Source organism: Inhella inkyongensis, assembly GCF_005952805.1.
GTDB lineage: Bacteria > Pseudomonadota > Gammaproteobacteria > Burkholderiales > Burkholderiaceae_C > Inhella > Inhella inkyongensis.
Map to the genome: position 1 here is coordinate 1,573,149 of NZ_CP040709.1, position 24,344 is coordinate 1,597,492.

Annotated in this window: 25 protein-coding genes; 8 read left to right on the forward strand and 17 right to left on the reverse strand. The window is 66.6% G+C overall.

The features are described from left to right. The 4 genes from FF090_RS07675 to FF090_RS07690 all read left to right on the forward strand — a co-directional run bounded on the left by FF090_RS07675 (nt 1) and on the right by FF090_RS07690 (nt 4,310). Nucleotides 1–765, forward strand: coding sequence for a MinD/ParA family ATP-binding protein (locus tag FF090_RS07675; protein ID WP_138856161.1), 765 nt, complete (start codon nt 1–3; stop codon nt 763–765). Nucleotides 766–781: 16 nt separating this feature from the next. Continuing rightward, nucleotides 782–1,495 carry an RNA polymerase sigma factor FliA gene (locus tag FF090_RS07680; protein ID WP_138856162.1) on the forward strand — a complete coding sequence of 238 codons (714 nt, stop codon included), beginning with the start codon at nt 782–784 and terminating at the stop codon, nt 1,493–1,495. A gap of 101 nt (nt 1,496–1,596) precedes the next feature. Next, nucleotides 1,597–2,508, forward strand: coding sequence for a transporter substrate-binding domain-containing protein (locus FF090_RS07685; protein ID WP_138856163.1), 912 nt, complete (start codon nt 1,597–1,599; stop codon nt 2,506–2,508). Continuing rightward, nucleotides 2,505–4,310: a GGDEF domain-containing protein gene (locus FF090_RS07690; RefSeq protein ID WP_175423572.1), complete on the forward strand. Its 1,806-nt coding sequence runs from the start codon at nt 2,505–2,507 to the stop codon at nt 4,308–4,310. Before FF090_RS07685 ends, FF090_RS07690 begins: the two co-directional genes overlap by 4 nt. Here FF090_RS07690 and FF090_RS07695 read toward each other — a convergent pair whose 3' ends face one another. From FF090_RS07695 to flgB, 16 genes are all read right to left on the reverse strand, one after another. Beyond that, nucleotides 4,311–5,057 (reverse strand): PEP-CTERM sorting domain-containing protein, encoded by a 747-nt coding sequence (locus tag FF090_RS07695; protein ID WP_175423573.1) that lies wholly within the window; start codon nt 5,055–5,057, stop codon nt 4,311–4,313. It abuts the gene before it with no gap. Between the two features lie 192 nt (nt 5,058–5,249). Continuing rightward, on the reverse strand, nt 5,250–7,100 hold the full coding sequence (locus tag FF090_RS07700; protein ID WP_138856166.1) for a GGDEF domain-containing protein: 1,851 nt from the start codon (nt 7,098–7,100) through the stop codon (nt 5,250–5,252). Continuing rightward, nucleotides 7,097–9,304 carry a putative bifunctional diguanylate cyclase/phosphodiesterase gene (locus FF090_RS07705; protein ID WP_138856167.1) on the reverse strand — a complete coding sequence of 736 codons (2,208 nt, stop codon included), beginning with the start codon at nt 9,302–9,304 and terminating at the stop codon, nt 7,097–7,099. The genes FF090_RS07700 and FF090_RS07705 overlap by 4 nt, the downstream gene beginning before the upstream one ends. Then, nucleotides 9,301–9,660 carry an Hpt domain-containing protein gene (locus FF090_RS07710; RefSeq protein WP_138856168.1) on the reverse strand — a complete coding sequence of 120 codons (360 nt, stop codon included), beginning with the start codon at nt 9,658–9,660 and terminating at the stop codon, nt 9,301–9,303. Before FF090_RS07710 ends, FF090_RS07705 begins: the two co-directional genes overlap by 4 nt. Next, the gene (locus FF090_RS07715) at nt 9,657–10,820 is read right to left on the reverse strand and encodes an EAL and HDOD domain-containing protein (RefSeq protein ID WP_138856169.1); all 1,164 of its coding nucleotides are present in this window, start codon (nt 10,818–10,820) and stop codon (nt 9,657–9,659) included. Before FF090_RS07715 ends, FF090_RS07710 begins: the two co-directional genes overlap by 4 nt. A 52-nt stretch (nt 10,821–10,872) precedes the next feature. Further along, nucleotides 10,873–12,084 (reverse strand): flagellar hook-associated protein FlgL, encoded by a 1,212-nt coding sequence (gene flgL, locus FF090_RS07720; protein ID WP_138856170.1) that lies wholly within the window; start codon nt 12,082–12,084, stop codon nt 10,873–10,875. 2 nt (nt 12,085–12,086) lie between these two features. Further along, nucleotides 12,087–14,066: a flagellar hook-associated protein FlgK gene (flgK, locus tag FF090_RS07725; RefSeq protein WP_138856171.1), complete on the reverse strand. Its 1,980-nt coding sequence runs from the start codon at nt 14,064–14,066 to the stop codon at nt 12,087–12,089. A gap of 15 nt (nt 14,067–14,081) precedes the next feature. Next, nucleotides 14,082–14,960 (reverse strand): flagellar assembly peptidoglycan hydrolase FlgJ, encoded by an 879-nt coding sequence (flgJ, locus tag FF090_RS07730; RefSeq protein ID WP_138856172.1) that lies wholly within the window; start codon nt 14,958–14,960, stop codon nt 14,082–14,084. Next, a complete protein-coding gene (locus tag FF090_RS07735; protein WP_175423574.1) occupies nt 14,960–16,054 on the reverse strand; it encodes a flagellar basal body P-ring protein FlgI in 1,095 nt (364 codons plus the stop codon). Before FF090_RS07735 ends, flgJ begins: the two co-directional genes overlap by 1 nt. An 82-nt stretch (nt 16,055–16,136) precedes the next feature. Beyond that, complete coding sequence (locus FF090_RS07740) at nt 16,137–16,802, reverse strand: flagellar basal body L-ring protein FlgH (RefSeq protein WP_138856174.1); 666 nt, start codon at nt 16,800–16,802, stop codon at nt 16,137–16,139. Nucleotides 16,803–16,811: 9 nt separating this feature from the next. Beyond that, a complete protein-coding gene (gene flgG, locus FF090_RS07745; RefSeq protein ID WP_138856175.1) occupies nt 16,812–17,594 on the reverse strand; it encodes a flagellar basal-body rod protein FlgG in 783 nt (260 codons plus the stop codon). A gap of 36 nt (nt 17,595–17,630) precedes the next feature. Further along, nucleotides 17,631–18,356: a flagellar basal-body rod protein FlgF gene (gene flgF / locus FF090_RS07750; RefSeq protein WP_138856176.1), complete on the reverse strand. Its 726-nt coding sequence runs from the start codon at nt 18,354–18,356 to the stop codon at nt 17,631–17,633. A 5-nt stretch (nt 18,357–18,361) separates the two neighbouring features. Then, entirely contained in the window at nt 18,362–19,696 is a 1,335-nt protein-coding gene (gene flgE / locus FF090_RS07755) for a flagellar hook protein FlgE (protein ID WP_138856177.1), read from the reverse strand. 20 nt (nt 19,697–19,716) lie between these two features. Beyond that, nucleotides 19,717–20,361 (reverse strand): flagellar hook assembly protein FlgD, encoded by a 645-nt coding sequence (locus FF090_RS07760; protein ID WP_138856178.1) that lies wholly within the window; start codon nt 20,359–20,361, stop codon nt 19,717–19,719. 22 nt (nt 20,362–20,383) lie between these two features. Beyond that, a complete protein-coding gene (flgC, locus tag FF090_RS07765; protein ID WP_138856179.1) occupies nt 20,384–20,803 on the reverse strand; it encodes a flagellar basal body rod protein FlgC in 420 nt (139 codons plus the stop codon). 18 nt (nt 20,804–20,821) lie between these two features. Beyond that, nucleotides 20,822–21,232 (reverse strand): flagellar basal body rod protein FlgB, encoded by a 411-nt coding sequence (flgB, locus tag FF090_RS07770; RefSeq protein WP_138856180.1) that lies wholly within the window; start codon nt 21,230–21,232, stop codon nt 20,822–20,824. A 145-nt stretch (nt 21,233–21,377) separates the two neighbouring features. On the opposite strand from flgB, the gene flgA reads away from it, so the two are divergent. From flgA to FF090_RS07785, 3 genes are all read left to right on the forward strand, one after another. Continuing rightward, on the forward strand, nt 21,378–22,073 hold the full coding sequence (flgA, locus tag FF090_RS07775; protein ID WP_138856181.1) for a flagellar basal body P-ring formation chaperone FlgA: 696 nt from the start codon (nt 21,378–21,380) through the stop codon (nt 22,071–22,073). A gap of 109 nt (nt 22,074–22,182) precedes the next feature. Next, the gene (gene flgM, locus FF090_RS07780) at nt 22,183–22,545 is read left to right on the forward strand and encodes a flagellar biosynthesis anti-sigma factor FlgM (RefSeq protein WP_175423575.1); all 363 of its coding nucleotides are present in this window, start codon (nt 22,183–22,185) and stop codon (nt 22,543–22,545) included. Between the two features lie 55 nt (nt 22,546–22,600). Continuing rightward, nucleotides 22,601–22,993 (forward strand): hypothetical protein, encoded by a 393-nt coding sequence (locus tag FF090_RS07785; RefSeq protein ID WP_138856183.1) that lies wholly within the window; start codon nt 22,601–22,603, stop codon nt 22,991–22,993. A gap of 155 nt (nt 22,994–23,148) precedes the next feature. Here the strand turns inward: FF090_RS07785 and FF090_RS07790 are convergent, their stop codons facing one another. Next, a complete protein-coding gene (locus FF090_RS07790) occupies nt 23,149–23,580 on the reverse strand; it encodes a DUF1841 family protein (RefSeq protein WP_138856184.1) in 432 nt (143 codons plus the stop codon). Nucleotides 23,581–23,711: 131 nt separating this feature from the next. Between FF090_RS07790 and FF090_RS07795 the strand changes: the two genes are divergently transcribed. Further along, a complete protein-coding gene (locus FF090_RS07795; protein WP_138856185.1) occupies nt 23,712–24,335 on the forward strand; it encodes a ParA family protein in 624 nt (207 codons plus the stop codon). Nucleotides 24,336–24,344: the final 9 nt, after the last annotated feature.

Here is a 24,344-nt window from a genome sequence, read left to right on the forward strand (position 1 = left end):
ATGACGATGCGCTTCGGGGATCAGGCCGATGGCTTGCGGCGGCTCTTTCGGGCGCCGCAGGCTCAGTTGGTCCCGGTGGCGGCCCCTGGCCTGGCCACTCCGGGCGACTTCCTGCTCGACGCCTTGGTGGGCGCTTATCTGGAGCGCGGCCTGCAGGTGCTTGTGGTGGATGGCGGCCGCGCGGCCAAGCCCGCTTCGGAGCTGGCCCGCGTTAATCTGGCCGCCTGCATCGAGCGGCTGTCCGCCGATGTCGGCTTCCTGAGCGCCCGCGGGCTGGTCGGGCACTATCTGGATGCCCAAGGGCAGGCCACTGGCCTGCTGCCGGCCCTGCGCCAAGCGGCGCCGGCCGTGGATGTGATCTTGCTGCACCTGCCCGCCACCGAGCTGGCGCGGGTGCTGTCGCCCGCGCTGCCCTGTCGGCCCGTGCTGTTGTGCGGGGCCACGCAGGCCGAAGTCACCGAGGCCTATCTGGCCATGAAGTGGTTGCATCAGCGCGCGCACTGCCGGGTCTTTGGCCTGCTCTTGGCCGCGCCGCCGCGCAGTGCGGTGGCGCAGCGCATCGGGGCGCAACTGGCCGATTGCGCCGAGCGCTTCCTAGGGGCGGCACTGCCCTGCGTGGCCAGCCTGGACCCGCGTGTCGGTCTGCATGCTGCGCCCAGCGCGGAGCTGCGTCGCCTGGCTCGGGATAGCCTTGTGGGCAGGGACTCCGAGAGCGGGCATCATGGGGGCTTGAACAGCCCGGAGCCGTCGCGTGCCTGGGCCTGAGGGAGCCAAGTTCTCGATGTACACCGCCAAAGGCAAGTTAGACACCAACATCCTGCTCAAGCAGTACAGCCCGCTGGTGCGGCGCTTGGCGCATCAGATGATTGCTCGCCTGCCGGCCAATGTGGAGCTGGACGATCTGGTGCAGGTCGGCATGATCGGCCTGACCGACGCCCTGAGCCGCTTTGACGCCGCGCATGGGGTGCAGTTCGAGACCTTTGCGACCCAGCGCATTCGTGGCGCCATGCTGGATGAACTGCGGGGCGGGGACTGGCTGAGTCGCGGCACGCGGCGCCAGCAGCGCGAGATCGAAGAGGCGATGCACAAGGCCGAGCAGAAGCTGGGACGCTCGGCCAGCGAGAGCGAAATCGCCGCGGCGATGGGCGTTTCTTTGAGCGAATACCAGGATGCGCTGACCAAGGTGCGCGGCACCCAGTTGGTCTATCTGGAGGACATTGGCGGGGGCGAGGATGGTGATGACTACCTCGATCGCCATGTGGCCGATCACGCCAACAACCCCACCGCGTTGTTGCAGGATGCGCGCATGCGCTCCGCCTTGGTCGAAGCCATCAAGGCTTTGCCCGAGCGCGAGGCCTATGTGATGAGCATGTATTACGAGCACGACATGAACCTCAAGGAGATTGCGGCGGTGCTCAAGGTCACCGAGAGCCGGGTCTGCCAGCTGCACAGCCAAGCCATTGCGCGATTGCGCGTCAAGCTGCGCGAACACTGAGGTCTGTGCTCTGCAGGCTCTGTCTGCAGTACCCTTGGGGCTTGGCGCGGACATAAAAAAATAGAACGCCTGAATCCGCGCTGCCCTCCAGGGAGGACTGCATGGATTTGCAATGGGGTGGCCAGCCGCCGCGTCGACGCGCGCTCGGCCTGATGGCCTTGGCGACGACGGCTTGCACGGAGAGCGCAACCGAAACGACGCCGCTGCGTCTGCGTGTGGGGGTTGAGCGCGACTACGGCCCTTTCGTCTTTGTGGATGAGCGCGGCGAGCTGCGCGGGCTGTCGGTGGACATCCTGCGAGCCATTGCCCCGCGTGTGGGGTTGCAGCTGGAGTGGCAGCCGGCCGCGCCCCTGAACCAATTGCTGCGGCGCGCCGAGCGCGGTGAGCTGGATTTGCTGACCTCACTGCGTGCCACGCCGGAGCGGGCGCGCTATCTTGGTTTCGGGCCGCCCTATGTGGAGGTACCGGCGGCGCTGCTGCTGCGGCCGGGTTCGAGCGCGGCCCTCGCCGGGCTCTCGGCGCTGGCCGGGCGCAAAGTGGGGGTCGGCAAAGGCTATGCCGTGGAGGCCTATGTGCGCACCCATTTCCCTGCGGTGCAGTGGGAAGCTTGTAACGATGATGCCGAGGCCGTGCGGCGCTGGGTGGCCGGTGAATTGGAAGGGGTGGTGGCTGACATCGCCAGCATCGAGCATGTGCGACGGTCCTTGGGGTTGACCTCGGATCGTCTGCAGTTGCGAGCCGATCTGGGCTTCGGCTATGCCCTCAGCTTCGCTTACCCGAAGGATCGTGTCGAGATCGGTGCGCGCCTGGCTCAGGGGCAAAGCCTGCTGGAGACCGAGGCGCAGCGCGCCATCCTGCAGCGTTGGCTGCCGCCCGGCGAAGTCGAAGCGGCGGTGCGTCAGCCCACACGGGATAGCTTGCGCGTATGGGGCCTTGGTGCGTTGGGCCTGGCCGGGTTGGCGGGCCTGGCTCTGCTGGGACGACGGCGCCGCGCGGACGGAGCGGCACGATGAGCCCACTTCACCCCCTCAAGTCGCTCAGTCTTCTGAACGAACCGGATCGGCACCCCGCACAGGCCGGGTGGCGGCGCACTGCAGCCGCGCTGTTGGCCTACGCGCTGGGGCTGTTGCTGTCGATGGCGCTGGCGCGACTCCCACACGCCACGGCGCCGCTCTGGTACGCCAATGCCTTGGGGGCGATGGTGCTGCTGTCCCAGCCAGCGCGCCATTGGCCGCTGTTGCTGGGGGTCTTGATGGGACTGCTGGCGGTGTTCAACAGTTTGGTGGGATCGCCTTGGGATGCCGGCTTGCGCTATTTGCCGGGCAATGGCTTGGAGATGCTGGTGGGAGCCGCCTTGCTGCGCCCCCATTTGGGGCGGCTGGCGCAGCGGCTGCGACCGCAGGATTGGTGCCTGGCTTTGGTCTTGGGCGCTTTGTTGCCAGGCCTGTGCGGTGCCCTCATAGGGGCTTTGTTGCTGCCCGCGCAGACCCTGCGCTCGCCCTCGACCACGGCCTTGGCCTGGTGGACCGGCAGTGTGGCGGGGGCGATGGCCATCCTGCCGCTGGGGCTCCTGGCCTTGTTGCGACGCGACCTGCTGCGTGAACGTCTGCGCCAGCCCGAGGCCTGGGTGGCCGTGTTGGCCTGTCTGGGCGCGGCCCTTTTGGTGTGCTCTGTCAGCAGCCAGCCCCATGTCTATCTGATGTTGCTGCTGGTACTGGTGGGCCTGACTCAGGGTTTGTTGGCCACCGCGTTGGCCACCTGGGGGGTGTCAATGGCGCTGTCCTATGTGCAGGGCAGCGGCTTGATGCCCCTGCCGGTCAGCATCTCGGAGTGGGGCGCGTGGATGACTTTCCTGCCGTTGGCGGCGCTCTTGGTGCCGGCACAGCTGATCGCAGTGGCGGTGGAGCGTTTGCAGGAGCAGGAACGCCGGGTCAAGGAAGACTTTGCGCGAATGCCCTTGATGGCCGCTTCGCTCGATGCCCAGTTGCGTCTGTTGGCGGTCAGTGAACGCCTGCAGCGCTGGCTACCCGCGGCGCGGCCCGGCGTGGCCCTGGTGGAGTGCTTGGCTCTGCCCAGTGGCGAGCGGGGGCGCGTACAGACCTTTTTGCAGGGCGTTGGCGCCGAACCCGAGGAGCTGAGACTTGGGGATCAGGGCTCCCCGACCGCACCGGCCTTGCGCCTGCGCGCTCGCCTCAGTCAGGGCGAGTTCGGGGCGCAACTGCATGTGGTGCTGGAAGACCTGAGCGAGCAGCAGCGCATGCAAGAGGCCCTGAGCCAATCCCGCAATGCGCTGGAAAGCTCGCACTTTGATCCCCTCACAGGCCTGCTTCAACGCGGGCCATTCTTCGAGCGGGCCCAGCAGCTTTTGGCGCGCCAGTCCGGGCAATCCTGGGCCCTGGCCTTTGTGGATGTCGACCGACTCAAGCAGGTCAATGACCATCACGGACACGCGGCCGGGGACTGCCTGTTGGCGCAGCTGGGGCACGGTCTTCAAAACGTGGTGCGGCCGGGCGATCTGGCCGGCCGGATCGGCGGCGATGAATTCGCGCTCTTGTTGGCGGGGGTGGATTCGGCTCTGAAGCCCGAGGGCTTGAGTGAACGCCTGGAGCAGTCCTTGGCCGCACACATCGATTTTCAGGGCCAGGCGCTCAGTCTGAGTGTGAGCGTCGGGGTCCTGGTGGGTTGCGAGCCGGCGCCTTTGATCGAGCTGCTGGCTGCAGCAGATGCAGCCATGTTCATGCGCAAGCGGGCACAGGCACGGCCCGGCCCGGCTGCGTCAGGTGCGGGCTCCGCCGCAGCGGAGCCCGCAGCCTGATCAGGCCTTGCGGCGGCGCACCGCGCCCAGACCCAGCAGGGCCAGGCCGGTCAGGGCCAAGCCGGTGGGTTCCGGCACGTTGTTCGGGGGCGTCACCACGGGGCCGGAGCCGACGTTGATCAGCTCGTTGGCGATGCCGCGCTTGAAGTCGTAGTAGTTGTCGAAGGCATCGACGTCATTGACTTCAAACTTCAGGCTGTCATTGGTGTCGATGGTGCTGAACAGCGTGCCCAGGGCGGCCGCATTGGTCAGTTGGAACCAGCCGGTGTCCAGCACGTTGTCGCGGAAGCCCATGCTGGTACCCAGGGCGCCAGCGGCGCCATTGGCGTCCGTGTTCTGGGTGGTGACGCTCGACCAGTTGCCGATCTGCACACCGTTGACCAGCAGGGTGTTGTCGTTGAAATCGAAATTGCCGGCAGCGCTGTCACCGTCCCACAGCGTGAAACGGAATGAGGCCGAAGCCAGGCCACCGCCCAGGGCGCCGGTCACGGCATTGCCGAAGCCGGCCTGGGTGCCCACGGTGAAGGGGTTGGCATTGGCAAAGCCCTCGTACAGCGACACCGCCGACAACTGGCTCACCACGCGGGCGCCGTTCAGGCCCAGCAGTTCCACCACGATGCCACCCACGGTGCTGGCGCCGACCGAGGTCACATTGAAGCCGGTGGGGCTCACATCGGTGATCGGGGTGGCCAGGCTGGCTGCAGTGGCCAGCGACAGGGACAGGGCGGCAAGACTCTTCGCAATCATCATCAATTCCCTAGGGAGGTTAAAAGGACGATGCGAATGTCAGCAGAACCCGTGCCAAGACTACAAAGTATCCATGCGACAAAGGTTTAGGCTACTTGCAACAAAGCCTTTAGGAAGTCTTTACATTCAAATGTAAAAAGACTCGACTAATCCACCGTGAATAGTTCACGGAGATTGGTTCGGTCTGAAACCTCAAGGGCTGGTGCAGGTCCGGTTCTTGCCGGTGCGCTTGGCCTCGTAGAGTGCTTCGTCGGCGCGCTGCAGGGCGGACTCCAGTCCTTCGCCTTCGCGGTAGAGCGTGGCCCCTGCCGAGAAGGTCACGAAGACATCCTTGCCTTCGTGCATGAAGAGACTGGCCGAGAGCGCACGCTGCAGGCGGCCGAGCACCTGTTTGGCTTCGTCCAGCGGAGTGCGGGGCAACAGCAGCACAAACTCCTCACCACCCCAGCGCGCCACCAGATCCCCTGGACGCACCGTGGCCTGGGCTCGGGCGGCCAAGCCTTTGAGGGCCTCGTCGCCGGCGTTGTGTCCCAGGCTGTCGTTGAGCTTCTTGAAGTTGTCGATGTCGAGCAGGGCCACGGCCAATGGCCCGCCTTCGCGTTGCAGCCGGCTTTGCTCACTGGCAAAGACGGCTTGCAAGCCGCGCCGGTTGGCGACCTTGGTGAGTTGGTCGGTCTGCACCTCTTCGGAGAGGCGGCGCAACTCGTCTTCCAATTGGTCCACGCGCTCGGCCAGGGCCATGGTGCGCTGGTGCTCGGAACTCAAACGGGCCTGCGTCTGCTGCACCAAACCCTGCACGGTGCGGCTTTCCTGCACCATTTCGCGCACCACGCCGGTCAGCGACTCCAGCGAGTCGGCCTTCTCAATCACCTCGGCATAGCGGCCGATGTGTTCATTGAAGCGGTCGGTGTGGGCGCCCAGGCTCCCTACTTCAGACAACAGGGTCTGGATCAAGCCTTTCAAGGCATCGCGGGCAGCGCTGCGTTCGGCGCGCAACGTCCGTTGGCGCTCACGGGTGGCGGTAAGCCGCTCGGACACGCTGCGCACGGTCAATGCGGAGAGCCCTTGCTCCAGGGTGTCGCTCATGGCCGCCGCTTGCCCCTGGGCCCAGGAGTCGTCTTCGCTCAAATCCACCAGGCTGGCGCTGAGTAGCTTGCAAAGGCCGCCCAACTGCTCGGCCAGATGGCGCCGATGGTCGAGCAGCCGGCGGGCCTGCGCGCACAAGCGAGAAAAGGCTTCGGCCCGTTGCGGGCCGGCATCACCGGCCTGGGCGGCCTGATGCTCGCGCTGCAAGTCGGCCAGCAGGCCCTCGATGCGTTGCACCAACTCCGGCGCCTCATGACCGGGCTGCAGCGCCACCGCCAACGAGGCATGCAGTTCGCTTTCGATGTCCGCCCAGCGCTGGGGTGTTTCCAGATTGAGCGCGATGCGCTCCAATTCGGGTTCATCTTGCGGTGTGCTGACGGCCTCGTCGTCGCTGAAGAACTGGCTCGGCGTGCCCTCATCAGGCTCACTGCTGCGCGCTTCGACCCCCACTTCGGCTTCACTGTCCCAGCTCAGAACCAATTGGCGCAGGCGTTTGATCAGCCGTCCGGCATCGCTGCGGTTGGCGCCCAGCACGCGCTGCAGTCCGTCTTTTTTGCGGGCCAGGGTCCATTGCCGGCCGCCTCGCTCCAGCCCGCGCACCAAGCGATCCACGGTCTGCGCCAGTTGCTCGCCTTGGGCGGCCGGGCCTTCGTTGACCAGCACTTGGTCTGCACGCCGAAGGGCCTCGTCGAACTGGGCCGTGCGCAAGAGCTTGAGCAGTTCCTGGCGTTCGCCCAAATCGCTGACACCCAGTTGCAGCAGGCGCTGTAGCACCGCTTGGGCGCGCTCGGGGAGGCCGGCCTCGGCCGTCGCTGCGGGCGACTGCGCCGGCTGGCCGGACTCCATCGCGTAGGCCCGCGCGTAGTTCTCGGGCGTGGGCTCCAGCTTGGCCTGGGCCAGGCGGCGCAGTGCCTGCTTGGCCCATTGGGTCGGATTTGGCGTGGCGGGCAGGGTCATCGCGGGGGGCGTCGGCTCTGGGCCTGGGCGTTGAGCAGGGCGCTCACGCACCAGGCCGCTCGGTTCTCATGCAGGTTCTCGCGATACCAGGCGTCCAGTGCCTCGCCGGGCAGGGGTTTGGCAAACAAATAGCCCTGCATGTAGTGACAGCCCTGGTCTTGCAGCACCGCCATCTGCCGTTCCGTCTCCACGCCCTCGGCGATCACGCGCAGGCCCAGCGAGCGGGCCAGCGCAATGATGGCCGAGACCACCGCCGTGCTCTGAGGGGAGATGCCCAGATCGCGCACAAAGCTGCGGTCGATCTTCAGCTCGGCCAACGGCAGGCTGGTGAGGTAGGACAGCGAGGAGTAGCCGGTGCCGAAGTCATCGATGGAGATCTGCACGCCGATGGCGGTGAGTCGGTGCAGGATGGGGATGACGGCATGCAGGTCCTTCATCAACCCGGTTTCGGTGATCTCCAGCTGCAGGCCGCCGTGCACGATGCCGGCCGCACTCACGGCCTGGTGAATCTGTTCGACCAGGTCCTCGCGCTCGAACAGGCGATTGGGCAAATTGACCGCAATCGACTGATCGAAGCCGAACTGCTGCTGCCAGCGCTTGGCCTGTCGGGCTGACTCGGCCAGGGCCCATTCCGAGAAGGGTACGATCAGACCGGTCTCTTCCGCCAGTGGGATGAAGTCGGCCGGGGAGACCAATTTGTCGCCACGGCGCCAACGCATCAGGGCCTCCACACCGACCAGGCGCGCGGCCTGCACATCGACCTTGGGCTGGTAGTGCAGCACCAATTCTTCGCGTTCCAGCGCTTTGTGCAGCGCAGATTCCAACTCCAGCCGCTCGCGCCCCTTGCCGCCCAGTTGGGGCGCGAACTGGGCCGCCGCATTGCGGCCTTGGTCCTTGACCGCGTACATCGCCACATCGGCATTGCGCAGCAGATCTGCCACATTCTGACCATCGCGCGGGAACACGGCGATGCCGACGCTGCCGGTCACAAAACAGTCCTGGCCGGAGACCGAAACCGGCACCCGCAGGGCCTGCAGCACCCGCTGTGCCACGCGCTCGGCGTCGGGCTCGGTGCCGATTTCGGGCAGCAGGGCCACGAATTCATCCCCGCCCAGCCGCCCCACGGCCTCCAGGCTGCGGTAGCTGCGCGCGCCGCTGGCCTCGAGCACGCCTTCCATCAGCTGATCGGTGTGACGTACACAGGCACGCAGCCGACGCGAGACCTCCACCAGCAGTTCGTCACCGGCCGCATGGCCCAGGGTGTCATTGACGTTTTTGAATCGGTCCAGGTCGATCAGCAGCAGGGCCACTTGATGGCCCTGGCGCCGCGCCGCATCGATGGCGCGTTCGGCGCGCCAGATCAGTTGACGGCGATTGGGCAATCCGGTCAGCGCGTCGAAATGCGCCAACTGGCGAATCCGGTCCTCGGCCTGGCGGCGGTCGGTCACATCTTGCAGCACGCCGCTGTAGGCCGGCCGGGGCCCCAGGTCCTCGGGCTCGGCCTCCAGATGCAAGATGCGCACCCGGCCATCCGGCGTGCAAAAACTCAGGTCCGCCAGCAGGGGGCCGGGTTGAACGCTGAGCTCCTTGAGCAAGCCCACCAGGGCCTGGCGCTCGCTGCGCGGGATTCGCTGCAGCAGCCAGTCCAGGCGCGGGCAGGGCTCAGATTCCAAGCCCAGCACCCTGAGGGACTCGGCCGAAAGGCTCAAACCTTGGCCTGGCTTCCACTCAAGACTGCCCATGCGGGCCAGATCCTGCGCCCGCGCCAGGCGGGCCTTGGAGCGCTCCAGCTCTTCACGGGTGCGGGCTGCCCGCAGCAGATAGCGCAAGCGCCCTGCCAGCAGGCCCCATTGACGGGTCTTGACGAAGAAATCGGTGGCGCCGACCTCGTAGGCTCGCTCGATCGAGGCATCGTCGTCCAGACCGGTCAGCATCAAGATCGGCAGGCTGGCCGTCTTGGCCTGGGCCCGCAGCCGGCGGCAGGTCTCGAAACCATCGGGCTCCGGCATCAGCGCATCCAGCACCAGCACATCGACGTTGTGCTCGGCCAGCCAAGCCAGGGCGGCCTCGCCACTGTTCAATTCCACGGTTTGAAAGCCACGCGCGCGCAGCGCGGCAGCGGTCGCCAGCAGGCTGACCTCATCGTCGTCAACCAGCAGTACCCGGGCCGACTCGGCGGGGGGGATTTGCGCGGGTTCTTTCATGCCCGACTGCGCAGCGTGTCCTGTAGTGCCTTCAAGGCCAGGCGCGCCTGCGCCACTTGTGCCTCGACGCCCTCACGCCGACCCTCCTTGCATTGTTGTTCGATAGCTTGCCATTGTGCGGCCAGCTGCAGCGCTGCCAGATTGGCGCAGGCGGATTTCAGCGTGTGGGCGCAGCGCCGCAAGGGGTCTGTATCGGCTCCCAGACCCGTCAGGGCGGCCTCCAGCTCGGGCTCCAAGCGCTGCAGGGTGCGCTCGAAGGCCTCGCCCAGGCGCTGCATCAGGCCTTGTGAGCCATCGGGGTCCAGGGCCTGCAATTCCGCCCAGGCCTGCGGGTCGAGCATCGCGCCCTCGCTCATTCGAGTTGCGCCCCCTTGTTCAAGGCGCTGAGGATGGCGTGGTTGAGTTCGCTCGGTCCGATCATCAGGGCTTCAGCGGCATCGCGGTAATCGAAGGCGGACTCCGACTCGACCGCTCGGGCCAGTTGCAGATAGGGCTGATAAGGGCCGCCGTCCTCCACCAAAGCCTGGCGCACGCGCTCGGGGCAGGGGATGGATTCCAGCAGCTTGGCAAACGGCGTCTTCAGCAGATGGTCGAGCAGCGAGAACAGGCCGCAGATGAACATTTCGTCCTTGGCGTCGCTGTCCTGCAGGCTCTTGCTCAGTTCTTCCATCAGCAGGCCGCGACGCAGCGCGGCCCACATCACTGGTCGCATGGCGTTGTCCTTGCTGGCGGTGGCCAGCAGCAGGGCCAGCCAGCGCTTCAGGCGGGTGAGGCCCAGCAGCATCATGGCGTGGCGGAAGGAGGTCACTTCGACCGGCAGCCCGAACGCCGCGCTGTTCATGTAGCGCAGCAGCTTGAAGGCCAGGCTGGGGTCGCGCTTGAGCGTGGCCTCCATCTTTTCAGCGCTCTCGCCTTGGTCGACCTGGCCCATCAGCGTGATGATGACCTGCAGGTCGGCACTGACCTCGGCCTTCGCGGGGCTACCGGGTGCGGGTTCGTACACCCCGTCCACCGGCAGGCCAAAGACGGCCAGTGCGCCGCGCTGAAAGGCTTCGGCGGCTTCCTCGCCCGAGCGCACCACATTGCACCAAAGCGGCAGTTTGTTGGGGTCTGATGCGCCGCGCCGCAAATCGTCCAGATCGAGTTCGGTGGCCTTGAAGGCGGATCGCTCCGCACCCAGGGCCGCGCCACTGGCGCCCTTGAGCAGGAGACCCTTGTGGCGACCCAGGGATTCGCTCAGGCCGGCGGCCAGGAAAGCTGGGATCTCGACCGACCAATTGCCGGGCAGGGGTTGGGCCAACAGGGCCTGCAACGCAGCCTCTTGCGGCAGGCAGAGCACCGCAGGTTTGTCGGGCACCGCCTCGGCCAACGCGGCCCAGAGTGCCGCGACATCGATCTCGGCTTCGGGCTTGAGCGGGATGCAGCTGACGCGGGTCGCCAGGACTTGGCGCTGCTTGTCGTAGAGCGGAGAAAAACCCAGCGCCAACTGCGCCAGAACAGGGTGCTTGAGGCTCATCGCGATGCGGCTCCCGAGGCGACTTCTGACCGCCCGGAAGACCTGCTGCGCGTCAGAAGTTCAGGTACTGGAACAGGGTCAAACGCTGCACAGCAGCATAGGACCGGAGCGCTGCATCGTAGCTGGACTTCTGCACCTCAAAGCGCGAGATCGCCTCGGTCATGTCGAGGTCTTCGGCGGCGCTGCGCTCACTCTGGTTGTAGAGCTTCAGGCCCGACAGCCGGGTCTCTGAACCATCCAGCAGATTGAGCCGTTCGCCCACCAGGCTGCGCACGTTCTGGATGGTGGTGAAGACCTGGTCCAGATCGCGCAGGGATTCGATGTTGGATTGCTGGATCTCCGCGTTCCCGCGCAGCGGGGTTCGTAGCGCCGCCGTGGCCCGGTCCAGCACATCGAAGAGACGCAAGTCAGCCGTGGATGGGGTGATGCGGAAGCTGTCGCCATCCACCGCGGGGCCGCTGATCTGGGCCGTCAGTCCATCAAAGCTGACCGACTGGCCGGCGCTGAAAGGCCCGCCCACCACCACGCCGCCGGTGGTGACATCGGTCACCGAATAGGTCTGGGCCGGCGCGGTCCCGGAAATTTCGATGCGGTACTCGTGCCCGGTCAGCGCCTGGGGATCGGTGACGCGCCCGGCATCGATCCAGGCGCGCGCCGGGTTGCCCGTGATCGCGTTGGGCAGGTCATCGGTGACAAAGGCGCCATTGCCGCTGCGCGACTGTTCCCAGGCCTGGCGACCGTCGATGGTGAGTGCGAAGTTCTCCAGATTGCCCGTCAGCACCGTGCCGGGCACACCGTTGAAGCGCACGCCGCCGGGCTCGTCCAGGAAGGGGGGCTGGCTCGCCCCCTGACCGCTGAAGACATAACCGCCGCTGCCATCGGGGCGGTTGGCAATCGACAGCAATTGAGCGCGCAGGCCCGCCACCCGAGACGCCAGGCCGACGCGCTCGGCGTCGCTGTAGCTGGCGTTGCCGGCCGACATCAGGGCCTCGCGGATCTGCTGCAGGATCTCGCCCGCGTCGCCCAGGGCGGACTCGGCCAAGGTCATGCTGTTGCGGCTGGCCTCCAGCGCACGCTGGTTGGCGTCCACCCGGCCGATGGCGGCCAGTGAGCGCTCCACCCGCGAGGCGCCGGTGGGGTCGTCGCTGGCCTCGGCCACTTTCTTGCCCGAGGTCAGCTGCACCTGCGTCTGCTGCATTTCGATCTGGCGCCGCTGCAACTGGGCAATCGTGGCGTCATAGAGATTGGCGGTGGAGACTCGCATGCTTACCTCACCACATTGATCAGTTCGTCGAACACGGTCTGGGCCACCTGCAGCACCTTGGCGGCGGCCTGGTAGGCCTGCTGGAACTGCATCAGCCGTGCGGCCTCTTCGTCCAAATTCACGCCCACCTCGGCGGCCCGCGAGGCCTCGGCCTGCTCGGCCACCTGGGTCGAGACCTGGGACAGGTACTCGGCGCCCTGGACGCGGGCACCGATCTCGCCCATGGCCGCGGCATAGGCGTCGTTGAGCGTGGCGCCCGACGAGATGACGCCACCGCCCAGATCGCGCTGACCGACGAAATTGGCCCCTTGCAGCGCCAGGAAAGCCTTGACGTTGCCGTTGTTCTGGGCCGGGAACTGGGTGGCGATGAGTTGAATCTGGTCGCCCGTGCGCGGCACGCCGGACAGATGCAGCTCAAAGCCCAAGGCGACGCCGAGCTCATTGCCCAGCGGTTGGCCGGGGCGCCAGACGCCGTTGACGCTGCCGAAGGGGCCGCTCAGGGTGTAGTCCACCGTGCCGTCTGGGTTGGCGGTGCCGAACAGCAGATCGGCCGGCAGGTTGGCCAGATTGAAGGTGGTGGCGTCGACGCTGTAGATGGCATCCACACTGGCGCTGCCGGTGTTGGTGACCAGGGTCACGGCGCTGATGGGGCTGGCCGCCGCAATGCCTTGGGCCTGGTCCAGCATGCGCCGCATGTCCAGGGCTGCGGCGGCCACCGGTTCCAAGCGGAATGTGTCCAGCGGCCCCGGTGCGGCCGGCGTGAAGTCGATGCGAAAACCGTCCACCACATCGCCATCGGCCACCGTGCGTACCAGGCCGTCGCTCTCACGGGTCAGCAAATAGGTGCCGGGTGCGGCCGGGTCGCTCTTCAGGGTGTAGGAGCTGGCTTGCAGGAAGGCGGCATCCACCCGGGTGATCTGCACACCCGAAATGAACGCCCCGCTGGGGTCGCGCGCATTGGTGCTGGCCGGCAGGGCCAGGGCCTTGCCGACCGAGAAGATGGGCACGCCAGAGCCAGGTGGGCTCGAGAGGTCCAGGCCGAGCGCTTGCTGCTCGTTGACTCGCATGCTGAGCGCGGTAGCCAACTGGCCAATGAAATTGCGTGCGTCCTGCAGATCCTCGTCCTGGAAGGTCACCAGGGTTGAGAGTGAGCCGCCGCTCAGGACATTGCCATCCAGCGGACGGGTGCCACCGGCCTCGACCAGCCCCAAGCGGGCCCGCAGGGGGTCGTAGGGATCGGCATGAACGGCCAACTGCTGGGCTTGGGCGCCTAGCACCAGACGCTGGCCGCCGCCGATGAATACGCTGGTGGAGCCGTCATCGGCCTCCAAGGTGGTGATGGCCAGGTACTTGGACAGCTGGGTGATGAGCTGGTCGCGCTGGTCTTGCAGATCGTTGGCGCTGTGCCCGCTGCCCTGCAGTCGGGCCACCTCGTTGTTGGCGCTGGCGATCTGATTGGCCAACTGGTTGACGATGCTGACCGAGGTCTGCAGCTCCGTGACCACACCGGCTTGCAGATCGGCCAGTTGTCGACCGGCGCTGGCAAAGCGCGTGGCCATCTCCTGCGCCCGGCCCAGCACCACTTGGCGTGCGGAGGGGTCGGCGGGGCGGCTGGCCACATCCACCATGGCGTTCAAGAAGCCGCTCATGGCCGCCCCCAGCCCCGACTCCCCGGGCGGGAAAATTTTCTCCAGGCGCCGCATATTGATGACGCGCGTCTCGTCGCCAGCGGCCTGGGCCTGTGAGTTTTGCACCTCGCGCTGCAGGAAGCGGTTGAAGGCGCGGTTGACGGTGTCGAGCTGTACGCCCTTGCCGATAAAGCCCGCGCCGGTGAACTGGGGCAGGGCGGTCTTGAGGACGGCGGTCTGGCGCGAGTAGCCGGGCGTATTGGCATTGGCGATGTTGTGGCCAATGACATTGATGGCGCCCTGGGTGGCGTTCATGGCCCGGGCGCCGAGGTTGAGCAGCAGGGAGGCGGCCATACTTAGGCTCCGGATTCAGGCCAGCGCACGTTGCACGCGCACGGTGGTGTTGATCACCTTGGCCAGCTTGCTTGCGTACTCGGGGTCGGTGGCGTAGCCGGCCTTTTGCAGATGCTTGGCAAAGGCCTGGGCGCTGTCTCCTTGGCGCGCCACGTCCACAGCCTGGGCGTAGCGGCGGTTGCCGGTCAGGAGCTTGGCGTAGTCGCGGAAGCTGTCCTCCGGGCTGTCATAGGCGCGGAACTTGGCCACCACCTTGCGCGGCTCGCCGTTGACAAACTCGGTGGTCGTCACCTCGGCCACCTTCCCGGTCCAGCCCGGGCCGGCCTTGATGCCGAAAAGGTTGTTGGCGTCCTGGCCGTCGCGGGTCTTCATCTTGGCGCGGCCCCAGCCGGTCTCATGCGCGGCCTGGGCCAGCATGAAGTCGGCCGGCAGGCCGCTCTCTTGCTGAACGGCGCGGGCCGCATCGCCGTGGCGCTGGATGAACTGCGCCACATGGGCGGGCACATTCTTCTTGGCCAGCTCAGGCAGGGGGGCCGCGGCCTTTGTAAGGCCGCCGTCCTCCAACTGCGGGCCAGCCGCCGTGGTTGGCATGCCTGGGGACATTCCTTTCGCCAGTTGGCGCTCGATGGCCGCCGACAGTCCTCCGGGCAGTCCGGTCAGGCTGGTGGCGAACTGCTGGTCCAGCATTTCGGTGCCCATCTGGCTGAGGCGGTTTTCCATCAGCCCGGACTCCAAGGTGGCAGCGCGCATGCGCTTCATCACCTCGTTCATGAAGAGCGACTCGAATTGCTTGGCGGCTTCTTTGGTGGCGGCGGCGGGGTCGCGCGCCGCGCGGGCGCGCAGGGACTGGGTGGCTTGGCTGTCAAAGGCCAGGCTGCTGGCTTGGGTGTTCATCAAATCACCTCCAACTCCGCCTGCAGGGCGCCGGCCGTCTTCATGGCCTGCAGGATGGCCAGCAGATCACCCGGCGTGGCGCCCAGGGCGGAGAGCGCCTTCACCACATCGGCCAGCTTGGCGGCGGCCGGCAGTTGGATCAGCGGCCCCGGTTCCTGGCGCACCGAGATGTCGACCTTTTCGGTCACGGTGGTCTGGCCGCTGGAGAGCGGACCCGGCTGGCTGACCTGGGGCGTGCTGGAAATGGTGACGCTGAGCGCGCCATGCGCCACCGCACAGGGGCCGATGGTGACGGCCTGGTTCATCACCACCGAGCCGGTGCGGGCATTGATGACCACCCGGGCGGCCGGGGTGGCCAGGTCAAAGGGCAGGTTTTCGATGTCGGCCAGAAAGCCGACGCGCTCGTCGGGGTCTTGCGGGGCCTTGACGCGGATCACCCGGCCATCGAGGGCCTGGGCGGTGCCGGCGCCCTTGGCGCGGTTGATGGCGCCGGCCACGGCACGGGCAGTGTTGAAGTCGGCGCTGCTCAGGTCCAGTTGCAGCGTGGCACCCTGGTGCAGCGGGGTGGGCACGGCGCGCTCCACCGTGGCGCCGTTTGGCACGCGGCCGGCTGCCAGATGGTTGATCTGCACCTTGGAGCCACCGGCCGAGGCGCCGGCGCCGCCGACGATCAGATGGCCCTGGGCCAGCGCATAGATCTGGCCATCGGCACCGCGCAGCGGAGTGGTCACCAGCGTGCCACCGCGCAGGGATTTGGCGTTGCCGATCGAGGCCACCGTCACGTCGAGCTGCTGACCGGGCTGGGCAAAGGGCGGCAGCTGGGCCGTAACGACCACCGCCGCGATATTGCGCGGACTGGCGGTGACGCCCGGCGGCAGCGTGATGCCGAATTGCTGCAGCATCGCCGTCAGACTCTGGCCGGTGAAGGGCGACTGGGTGGTTTGGTCGCCGCTGCCGTCCAGGCCGACGATCAGGCCGTAGCCGGTCAGCGGGTTGGAGCGCACGCCGGCCACGCTGGCCACTTCCTTGATGCGCAGGGCCTGGGCCTGCGGCAGGCAGATCAGGGACAGCAGTGCGGCAAGAAAGTACTTCACGGTCGACACCCTTTGGGGTTGCGGCCCGCGGCGCCACGGGCAGTGGCGCCTTTTCGGGGCTTCGACCGATTGTTGGTTTTCTTTAGGTCGGCGAAAGGCTCAAGAAGAAGCGGGAAAGCCAGCCGATTCCATGCAAGCCCTCGGCCGGACCGCGCCCCCGCTGCTCGATGCGCACATTGGCCACGGCGGTGGAGGCCACCGTGTTGCCGGCGCCGATGTTGCGCGGGTCCACCTGGCCCGAAAAGCGCAGCACGTCGACGTTGTTGTTCACGCCGATCTGCTTTTCGGCGCTGATCAGCAGGTGACCGTTGGGCAGCACCGCCTGCACCACGGCCGTCACCGTGCCACTGAACTCGTTGCTGTTCTGGTTGCTGCCCTTGCCGGTGGTCTTGTTGGCGCTGCTGGCGCCGGCGGTGGCACGCGCCAGGGTCTTGGTGGGGTTCAGTCCCGGGATGGCGCTGACCTCGCCCGAGAGCGTGCCGCTGCGGTCGGCCTCGCTGGTGGAGCTTTGCGTCGCGCTGATTTTCTCGATGATGCTGACGGTCAGGGTGTCGCCCACCAAGCGGGCGCGGTGTTGCTCGAACAGCGGGCGGTAGCTGGCCGCGTGGAAGATTGCGCCGTTGCTCGGCACCGCTTGAGGGATGTCGGGCAGTTGAACCACCGGAGGCGGGTCGAGCTCGACGCGCGGGTCGAGCATCGAAGCGCAGCCACTCAAGAGCACCAGGGGGAGCAGGAGAAGGCGTTTCATGGCAGTCGCTCAGAGCTGGGAGAGTCTTTGCAGCATCTGGTCCGAGGTCTGCACCGCCTTGGAGTTGAGCTCATAGGCGCGCTGGGTTTGGATCATCTGCACCAGCTCCTCCACCACATTGACGTTGGAGCCTTCGGTGAAGCCCTGCTTGAGCGTGCCGATGTTGTTGGTGCCTGGCGCCCCCACCTGCGGGGCGCCGCTGGAAGCGGTTTCCAGGAACAGGTTCTGCCCCTGCGGGTCCAGGCCGTTGGGATTGATGAAGTTGGCGAGTTGAATTTGCCCCAGCCCCTGCGGCGTCTCGTTGCCGGGCAGCAGGGCCGACACATTGCCATCTGCGCCAATGCTCACCGAGCGGGCATTGGCCGGCACGGTGATGCCAGGTAGCAAGGTGTCGCCGTTGTTGGTGACGATCTGGCCGTTGGCATCCACTTTGAAGCTGCCGTCACGGGTATAGGCCGTGGTGCCGTCGGGGCGCTGAATCTGGAAGAAGCCCTTGCCGGTGATGGCCATGTCCAGGGGGTTCTCGCTCTGGGTCAGGCTGCCCTGCGTGAAGACGCGGCTGGTGGCCACCGGGCGCACGCCCAGGCCCACCTGCAGTCCGGTGGGCAGGGTGGTCTGCTCGGTCTCGGGGGCACCGCTCTGGCGCAGGTTTTGGTAGATCAAATCCTCGAAGATGGCCTGCGAGCGCTTGTAGCCATAGGTCGAGACATTGGCCAGGTTGTGCGAGATGTGGTCCAACTGGGTCTGCTGGGCCTCCATGCCGGTCTTGGCGATCCACAGGCTGCGCATCATGCTCGGTACTCCTTAGCGGGAACGGCGCCCGTCGTATCAGGTTGGGGACAGGAGCTTGGCGGAGACCTGGCCCTGGGTCTGGGCCAGGCTCAGGAGCTTCATCTGCTGCTCGAACTGGCGGGCGGCCGAGATCATGGAAACCATGGTCTCCACCGCGCTGACATTGGAGCCTTCCAGCACGCCGGACTCCAGCCGTGCATTGGGGTCGGCATTCAGGTCGCCGTCCACGCCGCGGAATAGACCGTCCTCCCCGCGGTTCATGCGCGCCTCGGGGGTCACCAGTTTCAAGCGGCCCACATTGGTGGGGCGGCCCGTCTGGCCCTTGGCCGAGACGGTGCCGTCGGCGCCGATCTGCACCTCGGTGTTGGGCGGAATGGTGATGGGGCCGCCGTCGCCCAGCACGGGCAGGCCGCTGCGCGTGACCAGCAGACCCTCGGCATTCACGTCCAAAGCGCCGGCGCGGGTGTAAGCCTCGGTGCCGTCCAGGGCCTGGACGGAGAGCCAGCCCTTGCCCACCATGGCCACGTCCAGGTTGCGGCCGGTGGTCTGCCAGGGGCCGGCCTTGTCGTCGTAGCCCACCGTGGTTTCCAGGGCGTAGACGCGGGTGCTGGCGCCGTCGCCGCGCACCGGCACGGCGCGGAAGGCCTGCAACTCGGCGCGAAAGCCGGTGGTGCTGACATTGGCCAGGTTGTGCGCCAGCACCTCCTGGCGCTGCATCGCCGCCTTGGCCCCCGCCATCGAGTTGTAGATCATCCGGTCCATTTAGATCACCGCAGGTTTGTGATGGTCTGGAGCACCTGGTCCTGGGTGCGGATGGTCTGCGCATTGGCCTGATAGACCCGCTGCGCGGTGATCATGTTGACCAGTTCGATGGTCAGGTCGGTGTTGCTGTCCTCCAGCGCGCCGGACTGCAGTTGGCCAAAGTTGCCGACCGCAGGCACGCCCAGGACGGGGTCACCGGATGCAAAGGTGCTGGCCCAGACGTTGCCGCCCAGGGGTTGAAGACCCTGGGGGTTGCGGAAGTTGGCCAATTCGATCTGGCCGGCCGGCTTGGTCTGGCCATTGCTATAGCGCGCGGTCACGATGCCGTTGCCTTCGATCAGGATGCCGCTGAGCTGGCCTGGGGCATAGCCGTCTTGCAAGACGTCCGTGACGGCAAAGGGCGAGCCGTTCTCACTGGCGCCCAGCAAATTCACTTGGATGCCGACGATGTCCAGGGCCTGGGCACCCACCGCATTGGTGGAGACCGGGATGTCCATGTTCAAGAGGCCATTGGGCGGGTTGGTCAGCCCCGAGGGCTGAAGCGGTGCGCCGCCGGTGCGCGGGAAGATCAGCGTGGTCCAGGGGGTCTGGGGGTTGTTGTTGGCGTCCACACCGATGCCATTGCCTGCGCTGTCCACGGCCAGGGGCGTGCCGTTGGCGGTGGCGTAGACATGCCAGGGCGTCTCGCCCGTGGCAGGGTTGACCTCGCCTTTTTGGTAGTACAGGGTCAACGCAATTTCTTGGCCCTTGGCGTCATAGACCGACAGCGAGGTCGCGTTGTTATAGGTCGACGGGTCATTCAGGATGATGCCCGTGGTGCCCAGGGGTGAGGTGGTCTTGACGCGCGAGTCCACATTGAACTCGAGCTTGATGTTCTTGGTCGTGGCCGGCTCAATGCCGGCCGTTGGCAATTGCAGAACTTGGGAAATGCCGGGCTGGATCACCCCGGTGCCGTCGGCCGGGTAGCCCAGGAGCTTGAGCCCATCGTTGTTGACGATGAAGCCCTCGCGGTCCACTTTGAACTGGCCGTTGCGCGAGTACAGGCGCGGGTTCACCCCGTCGCTGACCTGGAAGAAGCCCTGGCCGTTGATGGCCAGGTCCATGGGGTTTTCGGTGGTGGTGATGTTGCCCTGGGTGAACTGTTGCGCCACTGCGGCGAGTCCGACGCCGATACCGATGTTGTTGACCCCGGCGCCGTTCAGCGCGGCGGCGTACACATCGCCAAACTCGGCGCGTGAAGCCTTGAAGCCGGCGGTGCTGGCGTTGGCGATGTTGTTGCCGATCACGTCCAGGTTCTTGCTGGATGCGTTCAGACCCGAGAGACCTTGTTGAAAGCCCATGATGGTTCCTTCGGAGAGACTTAATCGACGGAAAGAATGTCTTGCACCTGGGCCGTGCCGCCACTGGCCAGTTGCACGCTCAAGGTCCCGCCCTTGGTGGAGATGGCGGTGACGAGGTCGCGGGTGAAGGTGGTGCTGGGCACGGGCTTGGCGCCCCGTGTGGCGTTGACACGGAAGTGCAACTCGGCGGCGCCATCCTCGAAGCCGGGTTTGCTCCAGTTGAAGGTGTGGGTGCCGGCCCCCGCGCTGCCCAGATTGAATTTGTCGATCACCGTGCCGGCTGCCGTGGTGACCTCGACTTCGATGTGGTCGGCGGCGCCACTGAGTTCGAACTGCCCCTCCGAGTGGTCGCCGCGGAAGCTCAGGCGGTTGCCCGCCAGGGTGACGTCGCGTCCCATCAAGGCCACACCCTGCAAAGCCTGGCTCTGGTTGAACTGGCTGCCGAGCTTCTCGATATTGGTGTTGAGCTGGTCCACGCCGGTGACGGTCTGGATCTGCGCGAGCTGGGTGGTGAGCTCGGCGTTCTCCATCGGACTCATCGGGTCCTGGTTCTTCATCTGAGCCACCAGCAGGGTCAGGAAGCGGTCCTGGGTCTCCTGCGCCTTTTGGGCCGCTTTGCTGCCGCTGGCGCTGCTGGCACTGCCAAGTAAGGATCCGATGTCCATGGCGCTTCTCCTGAGCCGTCGGTTACTGACCCATCTGCAGGGTCTTCTGCAGCAGGTTCTTCGCGGTGTTCATCACCTCGACGTTGTTTTGATAGGAGCGTGAGGCCGAGATCATGTTGACCATCTCCTCGACGCTGTTGACGTTGGAGTAGGTGACATAGCCGGTGCCGTCCGCCTTGGGGTGCTTGGGGTCGAAGACGCGGCGCCCCGGGGTCTGGTCTTCCGTGATCTGGGTGACCTTGACGCCGGCACTGGCCTCGTCGAGCTGCCCGTTGGCGCCCATCAGGTGGGTCTGGAACATGACCTGACGTGCCTTGTAGGCCGCGCCATCGGGCCCGGCCACGGTGTCCACATTGGCCAGATTGCTGGCCACCACATTCAGGCGCTGGCTCTGCGCCGAAACCGCCGAGCCGCTGATGTTGAAGATCTGGAACATCGACATGGTGTTTCCCCTTCAGGATCAGACTGCCGCGTTGTGCGAGCGCATGGCGTCCAGCGTCGTGCGTACGCTGCCGTTGATGAAGCGCAGCGTGGCCTCGTAGCGCAGGGTGTTGTCGGCAAAGGCGGCGCGTTCACGGTCCATGTCCACGCCGTTGGTGTCCAGATTGGTCTGCGCCTGGATTGCGAATTGGCGGGTGCTGGTGGCCAGGCCGTTGGGGCTTTGACTGAGGTGGGCTGCGTGGGTGACGCTGGCCTGGCCTGGGGCCTGGCCCACGGCTTCGCGCAGCGCACGGGCGAAGTCCATGTCCTTGGCCTGGTAGCCCGGGGTGTCGGCGTTGGCGATATTGCTGGCCAACAGACGCTGGCGCTCGGCGCGCAGCGCCAAGGCCTGGGTCTGGAATTCAAGTCCGGTGGTGAGCCGATCCAACATGGCGCCTCCGGCGTCCGCAGCAAGCCCTATTGGGCGATGGCAGCGATTCTGTTGGGGGCCCTGGCAAACATGAGCCGGAAAAGCGGCCTCGCAGTCGGTCTATTCCCGCGCTGGGCCGCCAAGCGGCTGCCTAGAGTGCGGCGCCATGAAATACCTTGCCCACTGCTTCGCGCTGGTGCTGGCCCTGGTCATGGGGCCGGCGGCCGCCAGTCTGCCGGAGCCCTGGCGCCAAGCGCTGCAGAGCATGACCCAGAGTGCGGCTCAGGCAGCGCTGGCCGGTCAAGGGGAGGTGGTGGTGGAGTTGGGCGAGCTTGACGCACGCCTGCGCCTGGCGCCCTGCGAGCAGGTACAGCCCTTTGTCCCTGCGGGCCAGAACCTTTGGGGGCGCAGCCGCGTGGGGCTGCGCTGCCTGCAGGGCGCCAAGCGCTGGTCGATCACGGTGCCGGTGCAGGTGCGGGTGTTCGCGCCAGCCTGGACCCTGCGCCAGAGCTTGCCGGCTGGCACCACCTTGAGCGAGGAGATGATGGAGCGGCGGCGGGCCGAAATCAGCGCTGAGACATCCCCTGCGCTGGCGCAAGCCGAGCCGCCGGTGGGGCGGGTTCTGGCCCAGGCCGCCGAGGGCGGTGCCGTGCTGCGCCAACAGCACTTGCGCGTCCGCCAGTGGTTTGAAGCCGGTGCGCCGGTGCAGCTGAGTCTGGCCGGTGAGGGTTTTTCGCTGCGTTCCGAGGGCCAGGCCCTGGGGCCGGGCCTGGAGGGTGCGACGGTGCGGGTGCGGCTGGAAAGTGGTCGTATCGTGCTGGGGCAGGCCAGTGGGCCAAACCGGGTGACGCTGCCATGGTGAGGTGGAATTCCGGCTGGCCTGGAAAAAACCCTAAAGTTGCCGCCCGGTGGGCCGAAGAAGCCCCCAGGAACCCGGCAAGCGGGCTGGGTTCCGGAACGAGGAGCCCATGATGGAAGTCGGCAACAACCCCAATCGCCCGGTGCAATCCCCTGCACAGGACCGTGCAGCTCGACCCGAGCTGTCGCCCCAGGCCGGCCGAGTGGCCGCGCCGGCCGTCCAGCCCAATCAGACCGGCGCGCGCGCCGAACCGGTCAACGCCAATCCGCCCGCCAGCGCCCAGGTGGCGCTGTCCAACAGCGCGGTTCAGCTGCTTTCCGGTGGTGATGAGCAGGAGAGTTTCGATACCCAGAAGGTCGAGCGTCTGTCGCGCGAGATCGAAGAAGGGCGCTTTGAAGTCAATGCCGAGGCGGTGGCTGACCGCCTGATCGCCAGTACGCGCGAACTGCAGCCGCGCGGCCCGTCTGAATCCTGAGTCGGCGCGCCCGCTAAGAGGCGCCACGACTCAAGCCCTGTGAGAGCGTGACGCCATGATTGCCCCTCGTTCCCCTTCGTTCCCGGCGGCCACCGCAAAAATCGCCGCCGATCCGCTGATTTCAGAGCTGGAAGCCGCCCTGGCTGGGGTCCATCAGGCCTTGCTTGAGCGCGACACCCTGGCGCTGGAGCTCCACAGCGGCGCCGTCCAGCAGCGCATGCTCCATCTGCAGACCCTGGCCCGCCAAGGCCAGCTCAATGCCAGTGCGCGGCAACGGCTGGGTCAGGCCAGTGCCTTGCTGGCGGCGCAGCGCGTCAGCCTGTCGCGCGCCAGCTCGGCCCTGGACCGGGCACTGGACACCCTGATGCCGGCCGAGCCGATCGGCCTTTATGGCCAGGCCGGCAAGCCCTTGAAGCGCCGCAGCAGCGGCGACAGCATCAGCGCCTGAATGTGTGCCCCTCGCCCGAACCCGCCGCGCTGAACGCGGGCGGGTTCGGTCGGTCCCCCGAGGGGACGCGGTGGGTTGCGGCATCGAGCCGCACCCTGCCGCAGGCGGGCCGGCTTGGGGCGGCCCGGCGCTCGGCCCGGAAATCCGCTCCGAACTCAGCGTGTAGCGCGCTGGCGCACCGCTTCCAGATAGGCCAAGCCGTCGGGCGGCAATCCGCTGCGCTGGCTGGCCCAAATCATTTCTCCGAGTGCTTCCATGGCCTGATGGTGGGCCTCGTGCATCGAGCCCAACCGGGCGGCCAGCAGCTCGACCGCTTGGCGGATGCCACTGGGCTGATCAATCGACATCTGCTCGCTGATCGACAGGTGCATGGACAGGTGCAGGAAGGGGTTGGTGCGCCCATCCTCGACACGGTAGTCCAGCGCCAGGGCGCTGGCCTCGTCGGTCAGCTCGGCAAAGTACTCGGGGTGCGCAGCGACCCAGGGCTGGGCCAGCTTTTGCATCGGATCCAGCGCCTCGCCGGCCTGCCAGCTGCGGTAGGTGGCGCAAAAAAAGCGCCGCACATCAAGTTGGGACGGGGTGTACATGGATCGGATTGTCGACTGGCAATTGGCGCGCCGCGTGCCCAGGCTGCCTGCCGGCCGGACCCTTTCGCGAGGCTTCGCTGGGTCTGAACAGGCCCTAGGATTCGCCCTCCAAGCTGGAAAGAGGAGCAGCGATGAGCGTGATCGTCGTGGCCAATGCCAAAGGTGGTGTCGGCAAGAGCACATTGGCCAGCAATCTGGCCGGTTATTTAGCCCGCCAGGGACGGCGGGTGATGCTGGGCGACACCGATGCGCAGCAGTCGGCCCGCCAGTGGCTGAACCAGCGACCTGAGGGTCTGCCTCTGATCGAGAGCTGGGAGGTGGACGGAGAGCGTCTGCGCAGCCCCAAGGGTGTGGATCACCTGGTGCTGGACACCCCGGCGGGCCTGGGCGGCAAGGCGCTGGAGCAGGCCGTGGCGGTGGCCACCCATGTGATCGTGCCGCTGCAACCCAGCCCCTTTGACGCCCAGGCCAGCCTGCCCTTTGTGCGACAGCTTCAGAAGGTGGCGGCCCGGCGCAGCAAGGCGCCTGCCCTGGGCGTGGTGGTGATGCGCAACAAGGAAGGCACACAATCCAGCCAGCAAGTGCAAATGTTCCTCGCGGGCGCCGGTTTGTCGCCGGTTGCAGCTTTGCGCGACACGCAAAATTACGTCCAGCTCGCTGCCCGGGGGCTGACCTTGTGGGATGTCGGCCTCAGCCGCGTGGAACGCGACCTGGAGCAGTGGCAGCCCTTGTTGGCCTGGCTGGCTGCGCCCTGAATTCAAAAG

Excerpts from the sequence above, each read along its gene's own strand:
- FF090_RS07675 (WP_138856161.1), top strand. The coding sequence starts at position 1 with ATGACGATGCGCTTCGGGGATCAGGCCGATGGCTTGCGGCGGCTCTTT.
- FF090_RS07680 (WP_138856162.1), top strand. The coding sequence starts at position 782 with ATGTACACCGCCAAAGGCAAGTTAGACACCAACATCCTGCTCAAGCAG.
- FF090_RS07685 (WP_138856163.1), top strand. The coding sequence starts at position 1,597 with ATGGATTTGCAATGGGGTGGCCAGCCGCCGCGTCGACGCGCGCTCGGC.
- FF090_RS07690 (WP_175423572.1), top strand. The coding sequence starts at position 2,505 with ATGAGCCCACTTCACCCCCTCAAGTCGCTCAGTCTTCTGAACGAACCG.
- FF090_RS07695 (WP_175423573.1), bottom strand. The coding sequence starts at position 5,057 with ATGATTGCGAAGAGTCTTGCCGCCCTGTCCCTGTCGCTGGCCACTGCA.
- FF090_RS07700 (WP_138856166.1), bottom strand. The coding sequence starts at position 7,100 with ATGACCCTGCCCGCCACGCCAAATCCGACCCAATGGGCCAAGCAGGCA.
- FF090_RS07705 (WP_138856167.1), bottom strand. The coding sequence starts at position 9,304 with ATGAAAGAACCCGCGCAAATCCCCCCCGCCGAGTCGGCCCGGGTACTG.
- FF090_RS07710 (WP_138856168.1), bottom strand. The coding sequence starts at position 9,660 with ATGAGCGAGGGCGCGATGCTCGACCCGCAGGCCTGGGCGGAATTGCAG.
- FF090_RS07715 (WP_138856169.1), bottom strand. The coding sequence starts at position 10,820 with ATGAGCCTCAAGCACCCTGTTCTGGCGCAGTTGGCGCTGGGTTTTTCT.
- flgL (WP_138856170.1), bottom strand. The coding sequence starts at position 12,084 with ATGCGAGTCTCCACCGCCAATCTCTATGACGCCACGATTGCCCAGTTG.
- flgK (WP_138856171.1), bottom strand. The coding sequence starts at position 14,066 with ATGGCCGCCTCCCTGCTGCTCAACCTCGGCGCCCGGGCCATGAACGCC.
- flgJ (WP_138856172.1), bottom strand. The coding sequence starts at position 14,960 with ATGAACACCCAAGCCAGCAGCCTGGCCTTTGACAGCCAAGCCACCCAG.
- FF090_RS07740 (WP_138856174.1), bottom strand. The coding sequence starts at position 16,802 with ATGAAACGCCTTCTCCTGCTCCCCCTGGTGCTCTTGAGTGGCTGCGCT.
- flgG (WP_138856175.1), bottom strand. The coding sequence starts at position 17,594 with ATGATGCGCAGCCTGTGGATCGCCAAGACCGGCATGGAGGCCCAGCAG.
- flgF (WP_138856176.1), bottom strand. The coding sequence starts at position 18,356 with ATGGACCGGATGATCTACAACTCGATGGCGGGGGCCAAGGCGGCGATG.
- flgE (WP_138856177.1), bottom strand. The coding sequence starts at position 19,696 with ATGGGCTTTCAACAAGGTCTCTCGGGTCTGAACGCATCCAGCAAGAAC.
- FF090_RS07760 (WP_138856178.1), bottom strand. The coding sequence starts at position 20,361 with ATGGACATCGGATCCTTACTTGGCAGTGCCAGCAGCGCCAGCGGCAGC.
- flgC (WP_138856179.1), bottom strand. The coding sequence starts at position 20,803 with ATGTCGATGTTCCAGATCTTCAACATCAGCGGCTCGGCGGTTTCGGCG.
- flgB (WP_138856180.1), bottom strand. The coding sequence starts at position 21,232 with ATGTTGGATCGGCTCACCACCGGACTTGAATTCCAGACCCAGGCCTTG.
- flgA (WP_138856181.1), top strand. The coding sequence starts at position 21,378 with ATGAAATACCTTGCCCACTGCTTCGCGCTGGTGCTGGCCCTGGTCATG.
- flgM (WP_175423575.1), top strand. The coding sequence starts at position 22,183 with ATGGAAGTCGGCAACAACCCCAATCGCCCGGTGCAATCCCCTGCACAG.
- FF090_RS07785 (WP_138856183.1), top strand. The coding sequence starts at position 22,601 with ATGATTGCCCCTCGTTCCCCTTCGTTCCCGGCGGCCACCGCAAAAATC.
- FF090_RS07790 (WP_138856184.1), bottom strand. The coding sequence starts at position 23,580 with ATGTACACCCCGTCCCAACTTGATGTGCGGCGCTTTTTTTGCGCCACC.
- FF090_RS07795 (WP_138856185.1), top strand. The coding sequence starts at position 23,712 with ATGAGCGTGATCGTCGTGGCCAATGCCAAAGGTGGTGTCGGCAAGAGC.